The sequence below is a fragment of the Gephyromycinifex aptenodytis genome (assembly GCF_012277275.1).
GTDB classification, from domain to species: domain Bacteria; phylum Actinomycetota; class Actinomycetes; order Actinomycetales; family Dermatophilaceae; genus Gephyromycinifex; species Gephyromycinifex aptenodytis.
Window position 1 is genome coordinate 1,891,847 of record NZ_CP051155.1, and the last position, 17,536, is coordinate 1,909,382.

14 protein-coding genes are annotated in these 17,536 nt (G+C 66.7%); 10 read left to right on the top strand and 4 right to left on the bottom strand.

The features are described 5' to 3' along the window. Nucleotides 1-17: 17 nt before the first annotated feature. Both G9V96_RS08250 and G9V96_RS08255 read left to right on the top strand, forming a co-directional pair. Nucleotides 18-509: a hypothetical protein gene (locus tag G9V96_RS08250; RefSeq protein ID WP_168582600.1), complete on the top strand. Its 492-nt coding sequence runs from the start codon at nucleotides 18-20 to the stop codon at nucleotides 507-509. Beyond that, nucleotides 509-850, top strand: coding sequence for a transcriptional regulator (locus G9V96_RS08255; protein ID WP_168582601.1), 342 nt, complete (start codon nucleotides 509-511; stop codon nucleotides 848-850). The genes G9V96_RS08250 and G9V96_RS08255 overlap by 1 nt, the downstream gene beginning before the upstream one ends. On the opposite strand, the gene G9V96_RS08260 is transcribed toward G9V96_RS08255, so the two are convergent. Further along, nucleotides 847-1,719: an HAD family hydrolase gene (locus G9V96_RS08260; protein WP_168582602.1), complete on the bottom strand. Its 873-nt coding sequence runs from the start codon at nucleotides 1,717-1,719 to the stop codon at nucleotides 847-849. The genes G9V96_RS08255 and G9V96_RS08260 overlap by 4 nt on opposite strands. Nucleotides 1,720-1,915: 196 nt before the next feature. Between G9V96_RS08260 and G9V96_RS08265 the strand changes: the two genes are divergently transcribed. Then, the gene (locus G9V96_RS08265; RefSeq protein ID WP_168582603.1) at nucleotides 1,916-3,322 is read left to right on the top strand and encodes a dicarboxylate/amino acid:cation symporter; all 1,407 of its coding nucleotides are present in this window, start codon (nucleotides 1,916-1,918) and stop codon (nucleotides 3,320-3,322) included. Nucleotides 3,323-3,425: 103 nt separating this feature from the next. Here the strand turns inward: G9V96_RS08265 and G9V96_RS08270 are convergent, their stop codons facing one another. Both G9V96_RS08270 and G9V96_RS08275 read right to left on the bottom strand, forming a co-directional pair. Then, on the bottom strand, nucleotides 3,426-5,177 hold the full coding sequence (locus G9V96_RS08270) for a potassium channel family protein (RefSeq protein ID WP_168582604.1): 1,752 nt from the start codon (nucleotides 5,175-5,177) through the stop codon (nucleotides 3,426-3,428). 3 nt (nucleotides 5,178-5,180) lie between these two features. After that, nucleotides 5,181-5,567: a DUF6394 family protein gene (locus G9V96_RS08275; protein WP_168582605.1), complete on the bottom strand. Its 387-nt coding sequence runs from the start codon at nucleotides 5,565-5,567 to the stop codon at nucleotides 5,181-5,183. 96 nt (nucleotides 5,568-5,663) lie between these two features. Here G9V96_RS08275 and G9V96_RS08280 point away from each other — a divergent pair, with 96 nt between their 5' ends. Further along, on the top strand, nucleotides 5,664-5,807 hold the full coding sequence (locus G9V96_RS08280) for a hypothetical protein (protein ID WP_168582606.1): 144 nt from the start codon (nucleotides 5,664-5,666) through the stop codon (nucleotides 5,805-5,807). Nucleotides 5,808-5,894: 87 nt separating this feature from the next. Here the strand turns inward: G9V96_RS08280 and G9V96_RS08285 are convergent, their stop codons facing one another. Further along, nucleotides 5,895-6,929 (bottom strand): aspartate-semialdehyde dehydrogenase, encoded by a 1,035-nt coding sequence (locus G9V96_RS08285; RefSeq protein ID WP_168582607.1) that lies wholly within the window; start codon nucleotides 6,927-6,929, stop codon nucleotides 5,895-5,897. A 174-nt stretch (nucleotides 6,930-7,103) separates the two neighbouring features. Between G9V96_RS08285 and G9V96_RS08290 the strand changes: the two genes are divergently transcribed. The 6 genes from G9V96_RS08290 to G9V96_RS08315 all read left to right on the top strand — a co-directional run bounded on the left by G9V96_RS08290 (nucleotide 7,104) and on the right by G9V96_RS08315 (nucleotide 17,518). After that, a complete protein-coding gene (locus G9V96_RS08290) occupies nucleotides 7,104-7,520 on the top strand; it encodes a GntR family transcriptional regulator (protein WP_226913230.1) in 417 nt (138 codons plus the stop codon). 59 nt (nucleotides 7,521-7,579) lie between these two features. Further along, nucleotides 7,580-8,353: an ABC transporter ATP-binding protein gene (locus G9V96_RS08295; RefSeq protein ID WP_226913231.1), complete on the top strand. Its 774-nt coding sequence runs from the start codon at nucleotides 7,580-7,582 to the stop codon at nucleotides 8,351-8,353. Beyond that, a complete protein-coding gene (locus tag G9V96_RS08300) occupies nucleotides 8,350-9,051 on the top strand; it encodes an ABC-2 transporter permease (protein WP_168582608.1) in 702 nt (233 codons plus the stop codon). The genes G9V96_RS08295 and G9V96_RS08300 overlap by 4 nt, the downstream gene beginning before the upstream one ends. Beyond that, entirely contained in the window at nucleotides 9,048-9,692 is a 645-nt protein-coding gene (locus G9V96_RS08305) for an ABC-2 transporter permease (RefSeq protein ID WP_168582609.1), read from the top strand. The genes G9V96_RS08300 and G9V96_RS08305 overlap by 4 nt, the downstream gene beginning before the upstream one ends. Before the next feature lie 205 nt (nucleotides 9,693-9,897). Next, nucleotides 9,898-12,831, top strand: coding sequence for a helicase-related protein (locus tag G9V96_RS08310; protein WP_168582610.1), 2,934 nt, complete (start codon nucleotides 9,898-9,900; stop codon nucleotides 12,829-12,831). A 1-nt stretch (nucleotide 12,832) separates the two neighbouring features. Then, nucleotides 12,833-17,518: an Eco57I restriction-modification methylase domain-containing protein gene (locus G9V96_RS08315; protein WP_168582611.1), complete on the top strand. Its 4,686-nt coding sequence runs from the start codon at nucleotides 12,833-12,835 to the stop codon at nucleotides 17,516-17,518. Nucleotides 17,519-17,536: the final 18 nt, after the last annotated feature.

A 17,536-nucleotide genomic window follows, 5' to 3' on the forward strand; every position in this document is an offset into this window, starting at 1 on the left:
TCCGTAGTCTTTCCGTCATGGAAAGCCAAACGCCGTACCCCGAGAGCTACGACCCCACCCACGCCCTGGCTGACGCGGCAGCCGCTCGCGAGTCGATCGCCCAGCGCCTCTACACCCCGTGGTGGTACCACCCGATCCTCGGGCTCAACGCGGGCGCGCTCGTTCTCATCGTCGCCTTCGCCGCAGAGGGGCTGCTGCTGGCCGCGTTGGGCCTCGCCTCGATCGGGGTTTCCCTGGCCCTGATCCGCGCCTACCGCCGGATCACCGGCCTGTGGGTTGAACTCAAGCAGTGCGGACCTGGCAGCCGGCGGCTGTGGGGCATCTACATGGTTGCCGTCTTTGCAGCGGCCATCCCGGCCTTCTGCGTGCGGTTCGACCTCCTGCCGAGCTGGTGCGCCTGGGGCGCCGCCGTCCTGATAGCTATCGCCTCCTTCATCATCGGCCCGCGGTTCGATGGATTGCTGCGCGACGAGATCCGCGACGGTAGCGCCCCGATCGGCCTGTCGTGATGCATCGCAGGAAGACCCCCCCTACGCCCTGTTTCGACGAGATCATTCACGCTCCCCATCGCCTGCGGCTGTGCGTGCTGCTCTCCCCTGTGGAGTCGGCCGCGTTCGCCACCCTGCGCGATGAACTCGACCTCGCCGACTCGGTGCTGTCCAAACACCTCAAGGTGCTCTCCGAGGCCGGCTACGTCACCTTGGACCGTCCCGTCGGCCAGGGCGGACGACCCCGCACCTGGGTGCGAATCACCGATGCGGGCCGTGCGGCGCTGGCCGGGCACCTGGCGGCCTTGCACGAACTGTCCGAGGCGGCGGCGCTATCGCAACCACCCGGCTCACGCGCTTAACGCACCCAACCTCCATCAGGCGCCGCGTCGCTGCCGATGGTCTCCAAGATCTGCGCGACGCCGTCGACGTCGTTACCGGGACAGACATCGGTGGCGGCCGCGTGGGCCAGTTCGTGGCCTCCGGCCACCGCGAACGAACGCCCTGCCCAGGAGAGCATCGGCACGTCATTCGGCATGTCGCCGAACGCCCAGACTTGACTCGCCTCGATCCCGCGCTCGGTGCACCACGCGGCTAGGGCGCTGGCCTTGCTCACCCCGGCCGGGACGATCTCCGCCAATCCCACTGCTCCGGAGTACGACACATGCGCGCGTTCGCCGATCACCCGGGCGACGAGATCGAGGAAGCGGTGCGTATCGGCTCCCCCAGGTAGTGAGGAGCCTTCGCCCCGGCGCGGATCGGGGGCGACTTCGGGGATGCGGGCCAGCAGCTTGCCCACTCCGCTGGGCGCGTCCTCGATCGAACCGTAGCTCGCCTGCTGCGGGCGCCAGCGGGGGTGCACCTCGGGGTAGGAGCGTTCCAGATGCATCCCGGTCGCGAGCTCCCCGGCGAATCCGATACCGGGCAGCGCCCGGCGCAGATCAGCGGCCAGCTCAGCAAGCTGGTCCGGCTGGAAGCAGTGTGATCGCACGACTTCGCGGCGGCCGACGTCATACAGGAAGGCCCCGTTCGCGCAGATCGCCAGGCCGTGCCCGCCGACGACATCGTCGAGGTCATCGAGCCTGCGTGGCGGGCGGGCCGTGACGAAGACCGTTTCGATCTGCAACTGCGCCAGCCGCATGATGGCCCGGCGAGCCCGCGGCGTGAGCTGCCCGGAAGGGTCGAGCAGCGTGCCGTCGAGGTCTGTCGCGATGAGCCGTGGAGCCACCATCGGATCAGCCTACGTTGCCACCGGCAGCCAGCGGTGACCTCACGCCGGGCCGGCACGGACTCGGCGCGGACGGTCCGCCTCTTCCACAGTCCAGACGAGCGAGGCCGGCGCCTGCACCCATGCAATAACTTAGCGTTATGCCCTGTTGGATATAGGGTTATCTCCCGCCATCCATTTGAACCCCGCTCGGAGCCTCATGCCCACCGCCTCTACGCCTAAATCACCTCGGCGCCTCCGCCTGCCCTCTTTCAGCGTCCAGATCCTTCTCGCTCTTGTCCTTGGACTCGGCTTGGGGTGGGCCGCTCTTGCCATCGGCCCGAATGGCGACGGCAGCGAAAACTGGCTGACCACCCTGCTCAGCACCATCGGGGCTACCTTCGTCACCCTGCTCAAGGCGCTCGTTCCGCCGCTGATCGTCACCGCGATCATCGCCTCGATCGCCAACCTGCGCGGCGTTGCCGGCGCCGCCCGCCTCGCCGGCAAGACGCTGCTGTGGTTCGCCATCACCGCGCTTGCCTCGGTACTCATCGGCATCGCCCTGGGGGTACTCATCCAGCCCGGCCGCCACGCTTCGGTGGACCACACAGCGGCGCAGGCTCCCAGCGCCACCGGCGGCTGGCTCGACTTCATCGACCAGCTCGTCCCGGCCAACATGTTCGGGCTGTCCGTCTCTGCGCATCCGGTGCTGGAGGGTGGCGCACTCACCGGCGTCGACACCAGCGTCAGCTTCAAGGCGCTGCAACTGGTCGTCATCGCCCTGGTGGTCGGGATCGCCGCGGTCCGAGTCGGAGACCCGGCGGAGCCGTTCCTGCGCTTCAACGCCTCCTTGTTGGCCATCGTGCAGAAGGTGCTGTGGTGGGTGATCCTGCTCGCGCCCGTGGGCACGATCGGGCTCATCGGTCGGGCCGTGGCGACCTACGGCTGGTCCTCACTCACCCAGCTCGGCGCGTTCGCTCTTGCCATCTACGCCGGGCTGCTCATCGTGCTGCTCGTGCTGTACCCCGCGATCCTGCTCGCCCACCGGCTCAGCCCGCGCAGCTACTTCCGGGGGGCCTGGCCGGCCATCCAGCTGGCCTTCGTCTCTCGCTCCAGTCTCGGCACCCTGCCACTGACGCAGAAGGTCACCGAATCGCTGGGGGTACCGCGGGCCTACGCCGCCTTCGCCAGTCCACTGGCGGCGACGACGAAAATGGACGGCTGCGCCTCGATCTATCCCGCGATTGCAGCGATCTTCGTCGCCCAGTTCTTCGGCATGCACCTGGGGGCGCTGGACTACCTGCTCATCGTCGTGGTCTCGGTGATCGGCTCGGCCGCAACCGCCGGGCTTACCGGGGCTCTGGTGATGCTCACCCTGACCCTGTCCACGCTCGGCCTGCCGCTGGCGGGCGTGGGATTGCTGCTGGCGATCGACCCGATCCTGGACATGGGGCGCACCGCCGTCAACGTGGCCGGGCAGGTACTCGTGCAGGTCGTCGTGGCTCACCGCGAAGGGATTCTGGACAAGGACGCCTACGACTCGGCGTCCCCGATCTCGATCACCGCCGCGCAGGAACCCGACAGCGCACCCCTCACCTCGACGGACGCGGCCCTGCACACTGCCTGAGCCCGCCTCCGCCGCAGCAGACCGGGCGCGCCGCCATCACCGATGGGGCGCGCCCGGTTCGTGTGCCCAGCGAATCCCGGGCCGGAGCACCCGACCCGTGCACTCACGACCCGGCGGGTCTGCGGCTCTTGGGCATCAACATCCGGAAGACCCAGGTCGTGGGGACCTCGCGACCGGTGGCGACGTACTCCAGCATCGAATCCGAGTACAACGTCTCGTACAGCACGTGGAAGCCTGCGGTGCGCCCGGCCAGGACCAGCTTGTCCTCGGCCTTGAGTTCGGTCTCGGCGCTCGGCAGGAACGTGATCTCGTTGTCGCGGACCAGCACGATGGGGGTGGCCGAGATCGGGGTGGAACGGTCCTCGGGGTCCCGGATGAGATCGCCCAGGGTGAGCGAGTCGTGACGCAGCCAGCGGACCACCGCGGGCGCGGAACGATCTGTCAACTCAACCAGATGACTGGACGGCGAGCGGGTCCCGCTGCGCTGTACGAACAGGTCCGTCATCTGCCGGGCCCACTCCTCGTCCTGGTGGATGATGTGCTCCAGGAAGCTCCACGACATGGGAACCGTGATGCGGGCCAGCGCCTCTCGAGCGACGAGTTCGGTGGGGACGAATACCGAATCCGGTTCGAACGCGCCGAGCAAGGCCGCGTTGAGGTCACTCTGCTGGCGCAAGGCGATGAAGATGTCGGGATGCGTCAAACGGGCGTGCGCTGCCAGCGACAGGTTGGCCCCGTCATTCACCGTCCCGGCCACCAGCCCCACCGCCTGGGTGACATCGGGTTGCGTCCCGCCCGGCTCGACAAGTCGAACTTTGAGGCCGACCGACTCCAGGTCGGCAGCCACTTCGCGTCCGAAGGAGTCATCGGCCGAGACCACCCACTCCCCGTCGGTCAGCCCCTCCCGCAACGGCGGAAGTTCTGTGCCTGGCGTGGACATCAGCCAGGTGACAAGCCGGTAGACGAACGGGTGCTTGAGCGCCAAGACGAGGAAGGCGCCGTAATGGTCGTACGGATTGACGATGGAAGTCGGCTCGAAGTCCTCCATCGCTTTGGCCCCTGAGCGTTCCTCAGCACGGCAGAACACCGGCAGATCGGGACGCAGCAGATGCGCCGACATCGCGATGGCCAAGTTGGCGTCGTCGTCGTCGGTCAGCGCCAACACCCCCTCGCACAAGTGGCTGCCCATCCCGGCCAGCCCCAGCAACGCAGGGTCACGAACGTCACCGGTCAACCCCGGGACGTCGTTGGTCAGGCTGTCGATAGCAAGCTGATCGATGCGCGCGGAGTCGTCATCAATGACCACGAGTCGGCGCCCGCGCGCGTCCAAACCTGCCGCCACCAGGCGACCGGCCTGCCCGTAGCCGGCCACGATGAAGAACTCTTCCCGCAGCCCGCGAACCTTGCGCCCGAATCGCTGGGTGGCAAAGGCCTCCTGGAAGGCCTGATCCTGCATGAGGGAGAAGACGGCGCCGATCGAATACGCCCAGCAGGTGACCGAAGCGAAGATCGAGCCCACCACCCACAACCGCTGCGGCACGGTGAACGTGTACGGCACCTCACCGAAGCCGATCGTGGTTGCCGTATAGCTCATGAAGTAGAAGGCGTCGAACGCCGTCATCTGGTACGGCTGGCCCTGCTCGTTCTGCCCGGGGATGAGCGTGAGCCCGAACACCGCCACCGCGAACACCACGATGAGGGCGATCAGCGGGGTCCGCATCCGCCGCAACACGAGAAAGACGGCATCGGTGGCGGCGGCCCGGGTCGGCACCGGCACGGTGGCACGGCGCAGCGGCGACCTGCGGGACTGACGGCCCCAGGGCCGCGTCGTCAAGACGAGCAGCGGGTTGGCCACGGGTCAGCGGCGCCGGAAGGAGACGGTCTCGACGACGAGGAGCACGACCGAGACGAGGTTGGCCAAGAGCGCGCCGCCGGAAAGGCTGACAATGGAGGCCATCGTGTGCCCGGGGATCGTGCCACCGACAACCTGATTGGCCCAGATCCACACTCCCGCCGCAGCGATGAGCTGGATGTCGGCTACCAGGCTTGTCGCCAAGTGAACAGCCCCGACCTGGGTACGGTCGCCGAACTTGAGCACGGTGGCGATGATGTTGACGACGACCGCCGCGTACAACTCGAGGATGTTGTGCACGCTGGGGTTGTTGATGTCGCCGAGGAAAAATCCGAAGTTCAACGTCGCCGCCAGCAAGACGAAGAACCCGAAGACGACCTTTTCGAGATTCACCCGACCGACGATACCCACGACAGGGCGATTCCCAGGGAACCGGAGCTGATCAGCTATCCGACGCGGCAGGCAGCCCACTGGCCGTACCGTGATCACATGACCGATCAGCCGAAAACTCCCCCGCAGGGCGACGCGCCCGAACCCGCGACCGACCAGCCTCTCGAGGAAACCCCCGCCGCAGCCGGTGGCACCGACGACAGCCAACCCGCCCAGGGCGAAGGCGACGGCAACTCGCACTGAGTAGCCACACCCTGCACCCAGCTATGCCGGGATGAGATGAAGCCCCTTCCGCGCCGTGCGCGGAAGGGGCTTCATGCAGAACGAGACTCAACGGCGAGCGAGGAGCTCCTCGGCAATTTGTACGGCGTTCAGCGCTGCGCCCTTGCGCAGGTTGTCACCGACGATGAACAGCACCAGGCCCTTACCCTCGGGCGCGGCTTGGTCGGCACGAACCCGACCCACATAGACGTCGTCGCGCCCCGCGGCATCAAGCGGGTTCGGCACATCAGCGAGGGTGACACCCTTGGCCGAGCCGAGCAGTTCCAGTGCGCGATGCGGGGAGATCTCCCGCTCGAACTCTGCGTGCACCGCCAAGCTGTGGCCGGTGAAGACGGGCACTCGCACGCAGGTACCCGAGACACGCAGGTCGGGGGCGTGCAGGATGCGGCGCGACTCGTTGCGCAGCTTCTGCTCCTCATCGGTCTCGCCGCTGCCGTCATCGACCAACGAACCGGCGATAGAGACGACGTTGAAGCCGATCTGCGCCTGGTAGACATCCGGCGCGGGCAGCTTCACCGCGCGACCATCCAGCGCCAGCCCCATCGGATCGCCGGAGGCGTACCCGGCACGCAGTTGGGCGTCGAGTTCACGCACGCCCTTGCCACCGGAGCCGGAGACGGCCTGGTAGCTGGCGACGTGTAGGCGCACGATGCCTGCTTCGCGGTGCAGCGGCGCGAGCGCCGGCATAGCGGCCATCGTCGTGCAGTTGGGGTTGGCGACGATGCCCTTAGGCATGTCGTTCAGGTCATCGGCGTTGACCTCGCTGACCACCAGCGGCACCTGCGGGTCCTTACGCCAGGCGCTGGAGTTGTCGACCACTGTGGCCCCGGCGGCCGCGACCTTGGGCGCGAGTTCCTTGCTGGCGGTGCCGCCGTTGGAGAACAGCGCGATGTCGATGCCGGAGAAGTCGGCAGTGGCCGAGTCCTCGACGGTGATCTCGCTGCCCTTCCACGGCAGGGTGGTGCCCGCCGAGCGGGATGAGGCGAAGAACCGGATGTCGTCGACGGGGAAGTTCCGCTCCGCAAGGAGCGCCCGCATGACGCCGCCGACCTGACCTGTGGCTCCAAAGACCGCGATACGCATGAGATCAGCGTACGAGCATCCACAACCCCGACCGCGGATCGCTTCGCACTGTGGACACTTCGCCGCGCTAGCTGCTGCGCTGCGCGGCCTGACCCGACTGCCGAGCCACCCCGGATCGACATAACTGACCATACTGTCTATAGTGGCTATATACACACATGGACAGGGGTGGCGATGACGGGCGAGCTGAAGATCGCACTGTCGAACGCGACAGGCGTCCCGATTTATGAACAGATCAAGGATCAGATCAAGACAGCGATCATGGCCGGGACACTCACCGAGGGCGAACAACTCCCCTCCATCCGGTCGCTCGCCCGGGACCTGCGGGTTTCGGTCATCACGACCTCCCGCGCCTTCAGCGACCTAGCCGCCGAAGGCTTCGTCGCCAACGTCCAGGGCAAGGGCAGCTTCGTGCTGGCCCGAGATTCCGATCTCGTGCGCGAGCACGTCCTGCGAGAAGTGGAGGAACACCTGGAGGCCGCGGCGCGCGCGGCCAACCTCGCCAAAGTCTCCGTCGCCGAGTTGCACACCATGCTCGACGCGGTCCTGAGCGAGGACCCGATCAACCACAAGGAGAACCCCGATGCCTGAAAGCAGCGCTGACCATCCGCGGACTCAATAAAGCCTTCGACGGCTTCGCCCTGCACGACGTGGACCTGGTCCTGCCCCGCGGCTACGTCATGGGTTTCATCGGCACCAACGGCGCAGGCAAGACCACAACAATCAAAGCCGCCCTGGGGATGCTCATCCCCGACTCCGGTGTCATCCAAGCGCCCCCGATGGAGCGAATCGGGGTGGTGCTGGACTCGCCGTTCTATGTGCGCGACTGGCGGGTGCGAGACGTGGCTCGGGCGGTAGCCCCCTTCTATCCGCACTGGGACCAGAGCAAGTTCGAGAGCTTGTGCGCCGATTTCGGCCTGGCACAGAAGCCGCGAGTCAAAGAACTCTCACGCGGCCAGGGAATGAAGCTGATGACGGCGGTGGCGCTGGCCCATGACGCCGAACTGCTCATCCTCGACGAGCCCACCTCCGGCCTGGATCCGCTGGCGCGCGACCACTTCCTCGACATCCTCGCCGAGTTCATGCAGGACGAATCGCATGCCGTGCTGTTCTCCACCCACATCACCAGCGACCTGGAACGCATCGCCGACCTGGTGACGGTCATCGACTCCGGACGCATTGTGACCTCACAGGCCACCGAGGACCTGCTCGAACGATTCGTCCTCGTGCGTGGCGGCCCCGATGACCTGCCGGGCCAATTGCGCCACCGCGTCCACGGACTGCGCGAGCACAGCGTTGGTTTCGACGCGCTCGTCGACGCCGATGACGCCGCGCTCTTCGGACCGGCCGTGGTTCGGGAGCGCCCCAGCCTGGATGATCTTGTCGTCCGGCTCGCTGGACACTCCGTGGAGGTCGCGGCATGACGTGCGCACCGGCTTCTGTCACATCCTCAACCTGCGCCTGCATCCCCGCTCGCCGCGCGTTACCAGCACTGGCAGCCCTAGAACTCGACGCCCTGCGGCGCATCTGGTGGCTACCTGTCACGCTGATCGGGGTCGGACTTGTCGTCAGCCTGCGCTCAGCACAGTCGAGCGTCACCGCAGCACTGCCGTTCGTCTGCATGGCGGCGACGATGAGCATCAGCCAACCGTGGGCGCGTGACCGCACCGAACGACTCGACCGGCTCTACGGGACGCTGCCCATCAGACGTCGCGATCTCATTACCGTGCGCTACCTCAGCACCGCGCTCGGCCTCCTGCTCCTGACGGCATTAATCGTCGTGATCTCCTACGGCGACGCGGCCCTGGGGCATGCAGACGGCGTCACCGCCGACCTCTTGATGTCCGGTTTAAGCGGGGCCGCGTTGCTCGCCTTTTTCGCGGTATCCCTTCCTGCGCTCGTGCGCTTTCGCGCCTCATGGGCGCTGTTGCTCGGGTTCGGGTGTGCCCTGGGCCTAGCCGTCGGGCTTGCGTGGGTCCTCAACGCGCTCGGGGTTGACGTGCTCGCGCTGGTTTCGGCACGTCCGGCTGTGAGTGTGGCGGGCGCGTGGGGAATCGCCTTTGCCATGTTCGGCTGCTCATACCTGCTTTCCGTGCGCATCTGGCGGGGGCGTGACCTATGAGCGCCCTGCGCCGAACCCTCATCCTTGACCTGCGCGTCCTAGCCCCGACGCACCTCGCCTTCGGCGCCCTGTTCTTAGCGACGTTCGCCGTGGCCGCCTGGGTGGGGGCGCCGTACCTGCCGCTGGTCGCAGCGGCGCTATGGGCCTCCACCAGCATTTCGGGTTTTTTTGCGATCCGCGATCGTGACCGTCTCGACCTGCTGTACGCCACGCTGGGGATCACCCGACGTGAAGCCGTCAGCTCCCGCTACCTCGCGGTTTTCGGCGTTCTGCTCCTCCTCGCGGGGGCGTTCGCGGCCCTCGCCGTGTGGCTCACCGCGACCGGGCAACCGTCCGGGGTGCCGATGGCGCGGATGGGGGTGGGCTTCATGGTCGTCCTGCTCGGCTACGCCGCGCTCCAACTCGCCGTCGCGTTCCGGGCGCCCAGCAACCTCGCCGGCCCGCTTACCGCCGTACTCGTTATCGTCCTGCTCGTGCTGCCGGTAGGGGCGCTGGGCCTAGGCGCTGATGCCAACACGACACTCTTCACGCTCGCCGGAACCCTCAACCCGGTGTCGGTGACCGTGGGCGTCGTCGCGGCCCTGGGCTACGCCGCCTCCTGGCTGAGCACGCAACAGGCGATGACCACCACCGACCTGTGACTGCGGCCCCCGGCAGGAGCGCAGCTGCGGCAGCGGCGCCGAGGAGGAGTAGGCCGAGGCGAACCCGCGGGGCGCACCCAAGCGGGCAACCCCAGGCAGACCTCCGGTTTTGTTCCCCTGGACTGCGCGAGCACCGTTGCTATAGATACAGACCCACGAGTACGGATCGAGCGATTACCCCCTAGCCGCGTGCGACGATGACGTCATGACCTCGACGTCGACCTCGGAAGCGTTGACGCATGTCGCGCCGGGCTCGTTGGTCGTGGTTCGTGATGAGGAGTGGCTCGTCACGCAGGTCTCGCAGACTCAGGACGGCACGTTGCTCACCGTGCATGGCCTGTCGGAGTTGGTGGCGGGCACCACGGCGCAGTTCTTCTCCGGCCTGGACGCGATCGAGCCGTTCGACCCGAGCCACACGAGGGTCGTAGCCGATTCCAGCCGCAACCATCAGCGCGCCCGCCTGTGGCTGGAGGCGACGCTGCGCAAGACACCGCTGCCGATCGACGACCCACACCTGGCGGTGACGGGCTCGATGCTTGCGACGGCGCTCGACTATCAACGCACCGCGGTCAGCAAAGCCCTCGACCCGGGCACCCTGCGACCGCGCATCCTCCTCGCCGACGCGGTGGGTCTGGGCAAGACACTCGAGATCGGGATGATCCTGTCCGAACTGGTCCGCCGCGGCCGGGGCGAACGCATCCTCGTCGTCACACCGCGGCATGTGCTGGAGCAAATGCAGCACGAGCTGTGGTGCCGATTCGCGTTGCCGTTCGTGCGGCTCGACTCGGTCGGCATTCAACGCATCCGGCGGCGCTTGCCCGCGACGCGCAACCCGTTCAGCGTCTACAAGCGGGCCATCATCAGCATCGACACCCTCAAGAACGACCGCTACCTCGCGCACCTGCGCAAACACCGTTGGGATGCCGTCGTCATCGACGAGTCGCACAACATCACCAACTCCGCGACGCAAAACAACCGCCTCGCCAGTGAACTCGCGCCACGCACCGACGCGCTCATCCTGGCGAGCGCCACCCCGCACAACGGCAAGCGGGAGTCCTTTGCCGAGCTCGTCCGCCTCCTCGAGCCGACTGCCGTCAGCCCGGAGGGTGACATAGACCCCGGCGAGCTGTCCCGGCTTGTCGTGCGGCGGCACCGACACTCTCCCGAGGTCGCGACCGCCGTGGGGGGCGACTGGGCCGAGCGACAGCCGCCGAGCAACCGTCTCGTCCCGGCCTCACCGGACGAAGACGCTATCGCCCAAGAACTCGCTGACCACTGGCTCTACGCCGACGGTGTCACGCCCAGCGCCACCCCCAGCAGCGCGCGCCGAGGCAATGCCGGTGATGCCTTGTTCGGGTGGACTCTCGCGAAGGCGTTTCTCTCCTCCCCTGCCGCGCTCGTTGAGACGGCCCGCAACCGCCTGGCCCGTATTCGCGCCAGCGGCGGCATCGACCCGGCCAACGCGGCGTCTCTGACCAAGCTGATCAGCCTGGCCGACGCGGTGGCCGGGCGCTCCACCGGAAAGTACGCGGCGTTGCTCGAAGAGTGCGCGCGCATCGGCATCGGGCCGCGTGCGCCGCATCGGGTCGTCATCTTTGCCGAACGGGTCGCCACGCTCGGGTGGCTGCAGCAGCGTTTGACGAAGGACTTGAAGCTCGCATCGGGGCAGGTGCGGGTGCTGCACGGTGGACTCACGGATGTCGAGCAGCAGGAGATCGTCGAGGAGTTCAAGCAGGAGGCCACGCCGATCCGGGTGCTCGTCACGGGTGATGTGGCCAGCGAGGGCGTCAACCTGCACCTGCAGTGTCACGAGCTGATCCACTTCGATATTCCGTGGTCGCTCATCCGTATCGAACAACGCAATGGGCGTATCGACCGGTACGGCCAGAAACACCCACCGCGGATCACGACGCTTCTTCTCGAGCCGTCTGACCCGCGGTTCTCCGGCGACCTGCGGGTGCTCGCGAAACTTATGGAGAAGGAGCATGAGGCTCACACGGCTCTCGGCGATTCTGCTTCTCTCATGGGCGAATACAGCGTGGAGGCGGAGGAGCGGGCGATCCGCGACGTGCTCCTGCATAAGGCTGAGCTGGACGACGTCGTGGCCACACCCGAGCAGATCCTCGGCGGCGGCGACCTCATGGGTCTACTTGCCCGGATGGCCGCCGCGCGCGATAGCGCCGAGGATGCGCCCGCTGCACCCTCAGGCGTCACCGACCCCGGTGACACCGGGCTGTACGCCTCCCAGGTCGACTACCTGCGTGAGGCCGTGCATGCCGTGTACGACCGGCCGGGTGAGACGCCGCGCGCCGACGGTTCAGGCGGGATCGAGTGGCGTGAATACCCGGCTGAGCAGCTAGTGGAGTTGTCGCCGCCCAGCGATCTCAAGGACCGGTTGCGGGCTTTGCCGCAGGCCTACCTCAAGGAGCGAGAGGTCACCGAAAGGCTGCGCCTGGCGACGAGCACAACCAAGGGGCAGGCGTTGCTGGAGGCGGCGCTGCGCGACGATTCGTCAAGTTCGTGGCCGGCGGCGCATTACCTCGGGCCGCTGCATCCGGTGCTCGATTGGGCCGGCGACCGGGTGCTCTCCTCACTCGGGCGCGGCGAGGTGTTCGCGGTCCGGGGCGATGTCGAGTCGCCTACCGTGCTGCTTCTCGGCTCGCTCACCAACCGTGCGGGGCAGACGGTGGCGGCGTCGTGGATCCGGGTCGAGTTTCCCGACGTCGAGGACGCACCGCACCTCGCGATCCCCCACTTGCACGAGTCGGCGGCGGAGATGCTCGCCGAGGTCGGGGTGAGCGCGGCGATGACCAACCCCGGGCCGGTCGCGGACGTCGAGGCGTTGACTGCCCTGATACCGACCGCCGTCGCGCGAGCCGAGGGTGCGCTGGCGGGCACGTTCAGCGCCTCGGAGGAGAGTGCGCGCAAGCGCGTCGACTCGTGGTCGCAGCGTGTCGACCGCTGGGCGCTCGGCGCGGATGAACTCACGCAACGGCTCGAGCTACGCCAACGTCGCGTCGGGGTCGAGGAAGAACGCCGCCTGGCGGAGGAGCGGTTGCCGGAGCGGCGGCATTTGCGGCCGCTGCTCGTCGTCGTGCCGCACGATCACGCCGTCGCGGCGGCGCAGGGAGGGATGTGAAGTGCCCGTCAGCGATGCGCTCGTCGTGGGTGAGGACTGGATCAGCGAGCACTACTTCACCACCGACGCCACCAAGGAGTCGTTTCACAAGCGGGTGCTTGACCGGCGTAAGGCGTGGGACCAGGAGGACGCTAAGACGACGCGCACCCGGTTCACCGCGCAGCGTGGCGAGATCGAGCGGCGCCTCATCAGGCTTGCGAGTCTGACCGACGAGACCGGTGAGGACGACACCCCTGGCATGGGCCGTCTGCCCCTGACCGACGATGAACGTCAGGCGGTGCTCGAGATCGACGACCTGTTGTTGGGCGTCCTTGGCTATCGCACAGGCGAATTCACGCTCCGCGACGACGGCCCGCTCACGTTCGTCGCCCCCCCGGGCACGCCCGATGCTCCGTCGCTGGTGATCGTGCGTGCTCGTCCGGTGGCGACGATCGATGACCTCATCGCCAAGAAGGCGCCCACCCTGCTGGAGCCGTGGTGGCCCCAGGGTCAGGAGTCGTCCGACGTCGTCACGTCGGTGGCGGCCGCCCTGTCACGGTTGATGACGGACGCGGATGGGCCGGCGTTCGGTCTCGTGCTCGCGGGCCGGTGGTGCCTGATTGCCGAAAGGGAGCGGTGGCCCGAGGGGCGTTGGCTGGCGGTTGATCTGCAGCTCGTGTGCGAGCGCAACGACGCCAAACGGGGCGGCGAGATCGATCGGGCGCTGGCGTGTCTGGATGCGGCGTCGCTCGCGCCCGATGCGGCCGGGACGACGTGGTGGGCGGAGACGCTCGAGGATTCGGCCAAGCACACCGTGGGGGTGAGCAAGGACCTGCGGGAGGGTGTGCGGCTGTCTATCGAGATCATCGCCAACGAGGTCGTGCAGCGGCGCGCGGCTCAGGGTTTGGAGCCGTTGCCGGCCGATCAGGCGCAGCCGTTGGCTAAGCAGGCGCTGCGCTACCTCTACCGCATTCTGTTCTTGCTGTACGCCGAGGCGTCTCCCGAGTTGGGGGTGTTGCCGGTCGGCGCGCAGGAGTACGACGCGGGGTACGGCCTTGATCGGCTGCGCGATCTGGCGTTGACGGAGATTCATTCGGAACGATCACGGTGGGGCACGCACCTGTACGAGTCGTTGGATCGGCTGTTCGTGCTCGTCGATACCGGGCACGCGCCGACCGGTGACGACGGCCTGGCGGAGGGTTTGGAGTTTCACGGTTTGCGGGCCGACCTGTTCCGGCCTCAGGCCATCGAGCACATCGCGGAGACCAAGCTCGGCAACGACGCCCTCTTGCGGGTGTTGCGGATGTTGTTGCTGACCAAGGAGTCGAAGAAGTCGGACCGCGGGTTCATCTCGTACGTGGAGTTGGGCATCAACCAGTTGGGTGCCGTGTACGAGGGGCTTATGTCGTACACGGGGTCGTTTGCGACGGAGGACCTGTTCGAGGTTGCCAAGGGTGGGGATGCGTCGAAGGGGTCGTGGGTGGTGCCGGTGCACCGTTCGAGCCACCTCGACCCAGCGGATTTCGTCAAGGTGCGTAATGAGAACACGGGCGAGGACGAGCCGGTGTTGCACCGTAAGGGCACGTTCGTTTTCCGGCTGTCGGGGCGGGATCGGCAGCGGTCTGCGTCGTATTACACGCCGGAGGTGTTGACGCGGTTCACGGTGCAGCAGGCGTTGGAGGAGTTGCTGGATCAGGACGGGTCACGCACGTCTGCGGCGGAGATTCTGCAGCTGACAGTGTGTGAGCCGGCGCTGGGGTCAGGGGCGTTCGCGATCGAGGCGGTGCGTCAGCTCGCGGAGGCGTACCTGACGCGGCGGCAGGAGGAGACGGGCGAGCGCATCGACCCGGAGGCGTATCCGGCGGAGTTGCAGAAGGTGAAAGCGCACCTGGCGCTGCATCAGGTGTATGGGGTTGACCTCAACGCGACGGCGGTGGAGCTGGCGGAGGTGTCGCTGTGGCTCGACACGATGGTGGCCGGTTTGCAGGCGCCCTGGTTCGGGTTGCGGCTGCGGCCGGGTAACTCGTTGGTGGGGGCGAGGCATGCGTTCTATGCGCCGGAGGATTTGTCGAAGAAGGCGTGGTTGACGCGCACGCCGACTGATCGTCCGTTGTCGGAGTTGGCGCAGGCCGTTGGAGCGGGCCGCCCGCCCGTGCTTGGTGGGGCGATTCACCACTTTCTGCTGCCTGCGCAGGGGTGGGGGTCGGCGGTCGAGGTGCCGAAGGCTGTGCGAGACCTCGTGCCCCCAGAGAAGATCAAGGCGGTGAAGGCGTGGCGTTCGTCGGTGCGCAAGGCACCGAACGCGACGCAGGTGAAGCTGTTGCAGGCCCTGGCGACGCGGGTGGAGACGTTGTGGTCGATTGCGTTACGGCGGTTGACGATCGCGGAGGCCGAGTCGAGTCGCGCTATCGATGTGTGGGGCTTGGAGCGGGAGCAAACCTCGTCGTCAGTGTCGCGGGAGCAGATCGAAGCGTCGCTCGCTGATCCTGATGGTGCCTGGCAGCGGCTGCACACGTTGATGAATGCGTGGTGCGCGCTGTGGTTCTGGCCGTTGACGGAGGACGACGTGGCGCCGCCGTCGTTCGAGCAGTGGCTGGATGCGTGCCGGATGATCCTCGGTGCCCCGGAGAAGGTGAAGCCGTCCGACACAAAACGCGGTGACGGGTCGCTGTTCAGCGCCACCGCCTGGGACGCGCTGAACGATGAGGAAACCAACGACCGCATCTTCGCCCAAGCCGCAACCATGGCGTCGATCCGCGAAGCGCACCCTTGGCTGGGCGTGTGCGACCGGATCGCGGGGGAACAGGGCTTCTTCCACTGGAAACTCGACTTCGCCACCGTCTTTGCTCGGGGCGGGTTTGATCTGCAGGTGGGTAACCCGCCGTGGGTGCGGCCGCGCACCGACGTCGAAGCCCTCCTCGCCGAGAGTGACCCGTGGTGGGCGCTCGCACTCAAGCCGACCGAGGAGGCGAAGGCGGAGCATCGAGTGGTGACGCTGCAGGTGCCCGGTACCAGGCAGGGCGTCGTCGACGGCACGGCTGAAGTGGTCGTCCTCGCTGAGCTGCTGGGCGACGCGACCATGTACCCGCTGCTCTCAGCGCAGCCAGACCTTTACCGCGCCTTCATGACGCAGGTGTGGCAGCACGCATCACCGGCGGGCATGTCAGTCCTCATCCACTTGGAATCGCACTTCACAGACGACAAAGCCACCAGACTGCGCCGCGAAACCTACCGCAGGCTTCGGCGGCATTGGCAGTTCATCAATGAACTTAAACTCTTCGAGATTCAGGATCAAAAGACATTTGGTGTAAACGTCTACGGGGCCAGCTCGTCACCCCGTTTCCTGCAGGCTGCTTCGCTGTACCACCCAGACACTGTCCTTCGCTCCGAGCGGCATGATGGATCAGGCGCGGAGCCGGGCTTCAAGGATGACGAGGGGCGTTGGGATGTCCGCCCACACGCATCTCGGATTCAGGCTGTCGACGAGCGGATCTTGGGCTTGTGGGCTGATGTTCTCGGCAGCAGCAAGGCGACCACGACACAGATGCTTTACACGCAGAACGCCAGTTCATCGCGCACCTTAGCGCAACTCTCAGCGTCGGCGAGGCTTGGCGTCCTAGGGCTTCAATTCTCGCGGGGGTGGGATGAGTCCATCGACCGCAAGGCCGGACGCTTCCACAAAGAATGGGGCCCTGCCCCGTGGGAGAACGCCATCCTCCAAGGCCCACACCTGTACGTCTCGAGCCCGCTGTATAAGGCCCCTAACGCATCGATGCTGCATCAGCAGGACTGGACCACTACCGATTTCGAGATGCTCTCCCCGGATGCGCTCCCAGTCACAAGTTACAAACCAGCGGGCGATCGTGCCGCGTACGACGCGAACTACACCCACTGGGGCGACGACCGCACCCCCGCCCGCGACCACTACCGCGTCGCCTGGCGGGCCATGGCCGCCAATACTGGGGAACGGACGTTGATCCCCGCGCTGATCCCGCCTGGCGCAACCCACGTACATACCGTGACTGCCGTCGGCGCGCCTGGCAGGCCGAAGGAACTCGTCGTTGCGGCCGCGGTTATGAGTACCCTGCTAGCCGACTTCCTCGTTCGGAGCGCGCCGAAATCGGCCATCACACCCACCGTGATCAACAACCTTCCATTTGTGCCAATGGACCACCCTCTGATCACACCCCTGATCCTGCGCACCCTCCGCCTCAACTGTGTGACGGATGCGTACGCGGACCTGTGGGCGCAGTGCTGGGACGACACATTCCTGAACGACGAACCGATTCTGCCGCGCTACGACGAGCGCCCGATCGGTCCGGAGTGGACCCCGGATACCCCGCTCCGCAGGGCTGCGGATCGTCGTAATGCACAGGTAGAGATCGACGCCATGGCGGCGATCATGTTGGGGGTGCCGATTGAGGATTTGTGCACGATCTACCGGACCCAGTTCGCGGTGTTGTATGGCTACGATCAGCGTGAGTACACGTACGACGCGAACGGTCGCCTCGTCCCCAACTCCGTCTCGTCTGTCTGGCGCAAACTGGGTGAACCCCAAGACCCGTCACAGATGTCAGACGCAGACCGCACCGCCACCCACCCCGGCAGCAGCATCAAATACACCTGCACCCTCCCCTTCACCGTGCTTGACCGGGAGGTCGAATTAAGCCGCGCAATTCTCCACCTTGCGTCTTTCGATCAGAAATAAAGTAAAGCAACGATCTTT

Coding starts and splice junctions, on each gene's coding strand:
- G9V96_RS08290 (WP_226913230.1), top strand. CDS start 7,104: ATGACGGGCGAGCTGAAGATCGCACTGTCGAACGCGACAGGCGTCCCG.
- G9V96_RS08250 (WP_168582600.1), top strand. CDS start 18: ATGGAAAGCCAAACGCCGTACCCCGAGAGCTACGACCCCACCCACGCC.
- G9V96_RS08280 (WP_168582606.1), top strand. CDS start 5,664: ATGACCGATCAGCCGAAAACTCCCCCGCAGGGCGACGCGCCCGAACCC.
- G9V96_RS08300 (WP_168582608.1), top strand. CDS start 8,350: ATGACGTGCGCACCGGCTTCTGTCACATCCTCAACCTGCGCCTGCATC.
- G9V96_RS08265 (WP_168582603.1), top strand. CDS start 1,916: ATGCCCACCGCCTCTACGCCTAAATCACCTCGGCGCCTCCGCCTGCCC.
- G9V96_RS08285 (WP_168582607.1), bottom strand. CDS start 6,929: ATGCGTATCGCGGTCTTTGGAGCCACAGGTCAGGTCGGCGGCGTCATG.
- G9V96_RS08305 (WP_168582609.1), top strand. CDS start 9,048: ATGAGCGCCCTGCGCCGAACCCTCATCCTTGACCTGCGCGTCCTAGCC.
- G9V96_RS08255 (WP_168582601.1), top strand. CDS start 509: ATGCATCGCAGGAAGACCCCCCCTACGCCCTGTTTCGACGAGATCATT.
- G9V96_RS08310 (WP_168582610.1), top strand. CDS start 9,898: ATGACCTCGACGTCGACCTCGGAAGCGTTGACGCATGTCGCGCCGGGC.
- G9V96_RS08260 (WP_168582602.1), bottom strand. CDS start 1,719: ATGGTGGCTCCACGGCTCATCGCGACAGACCTCGACGGCACGCTGCTC.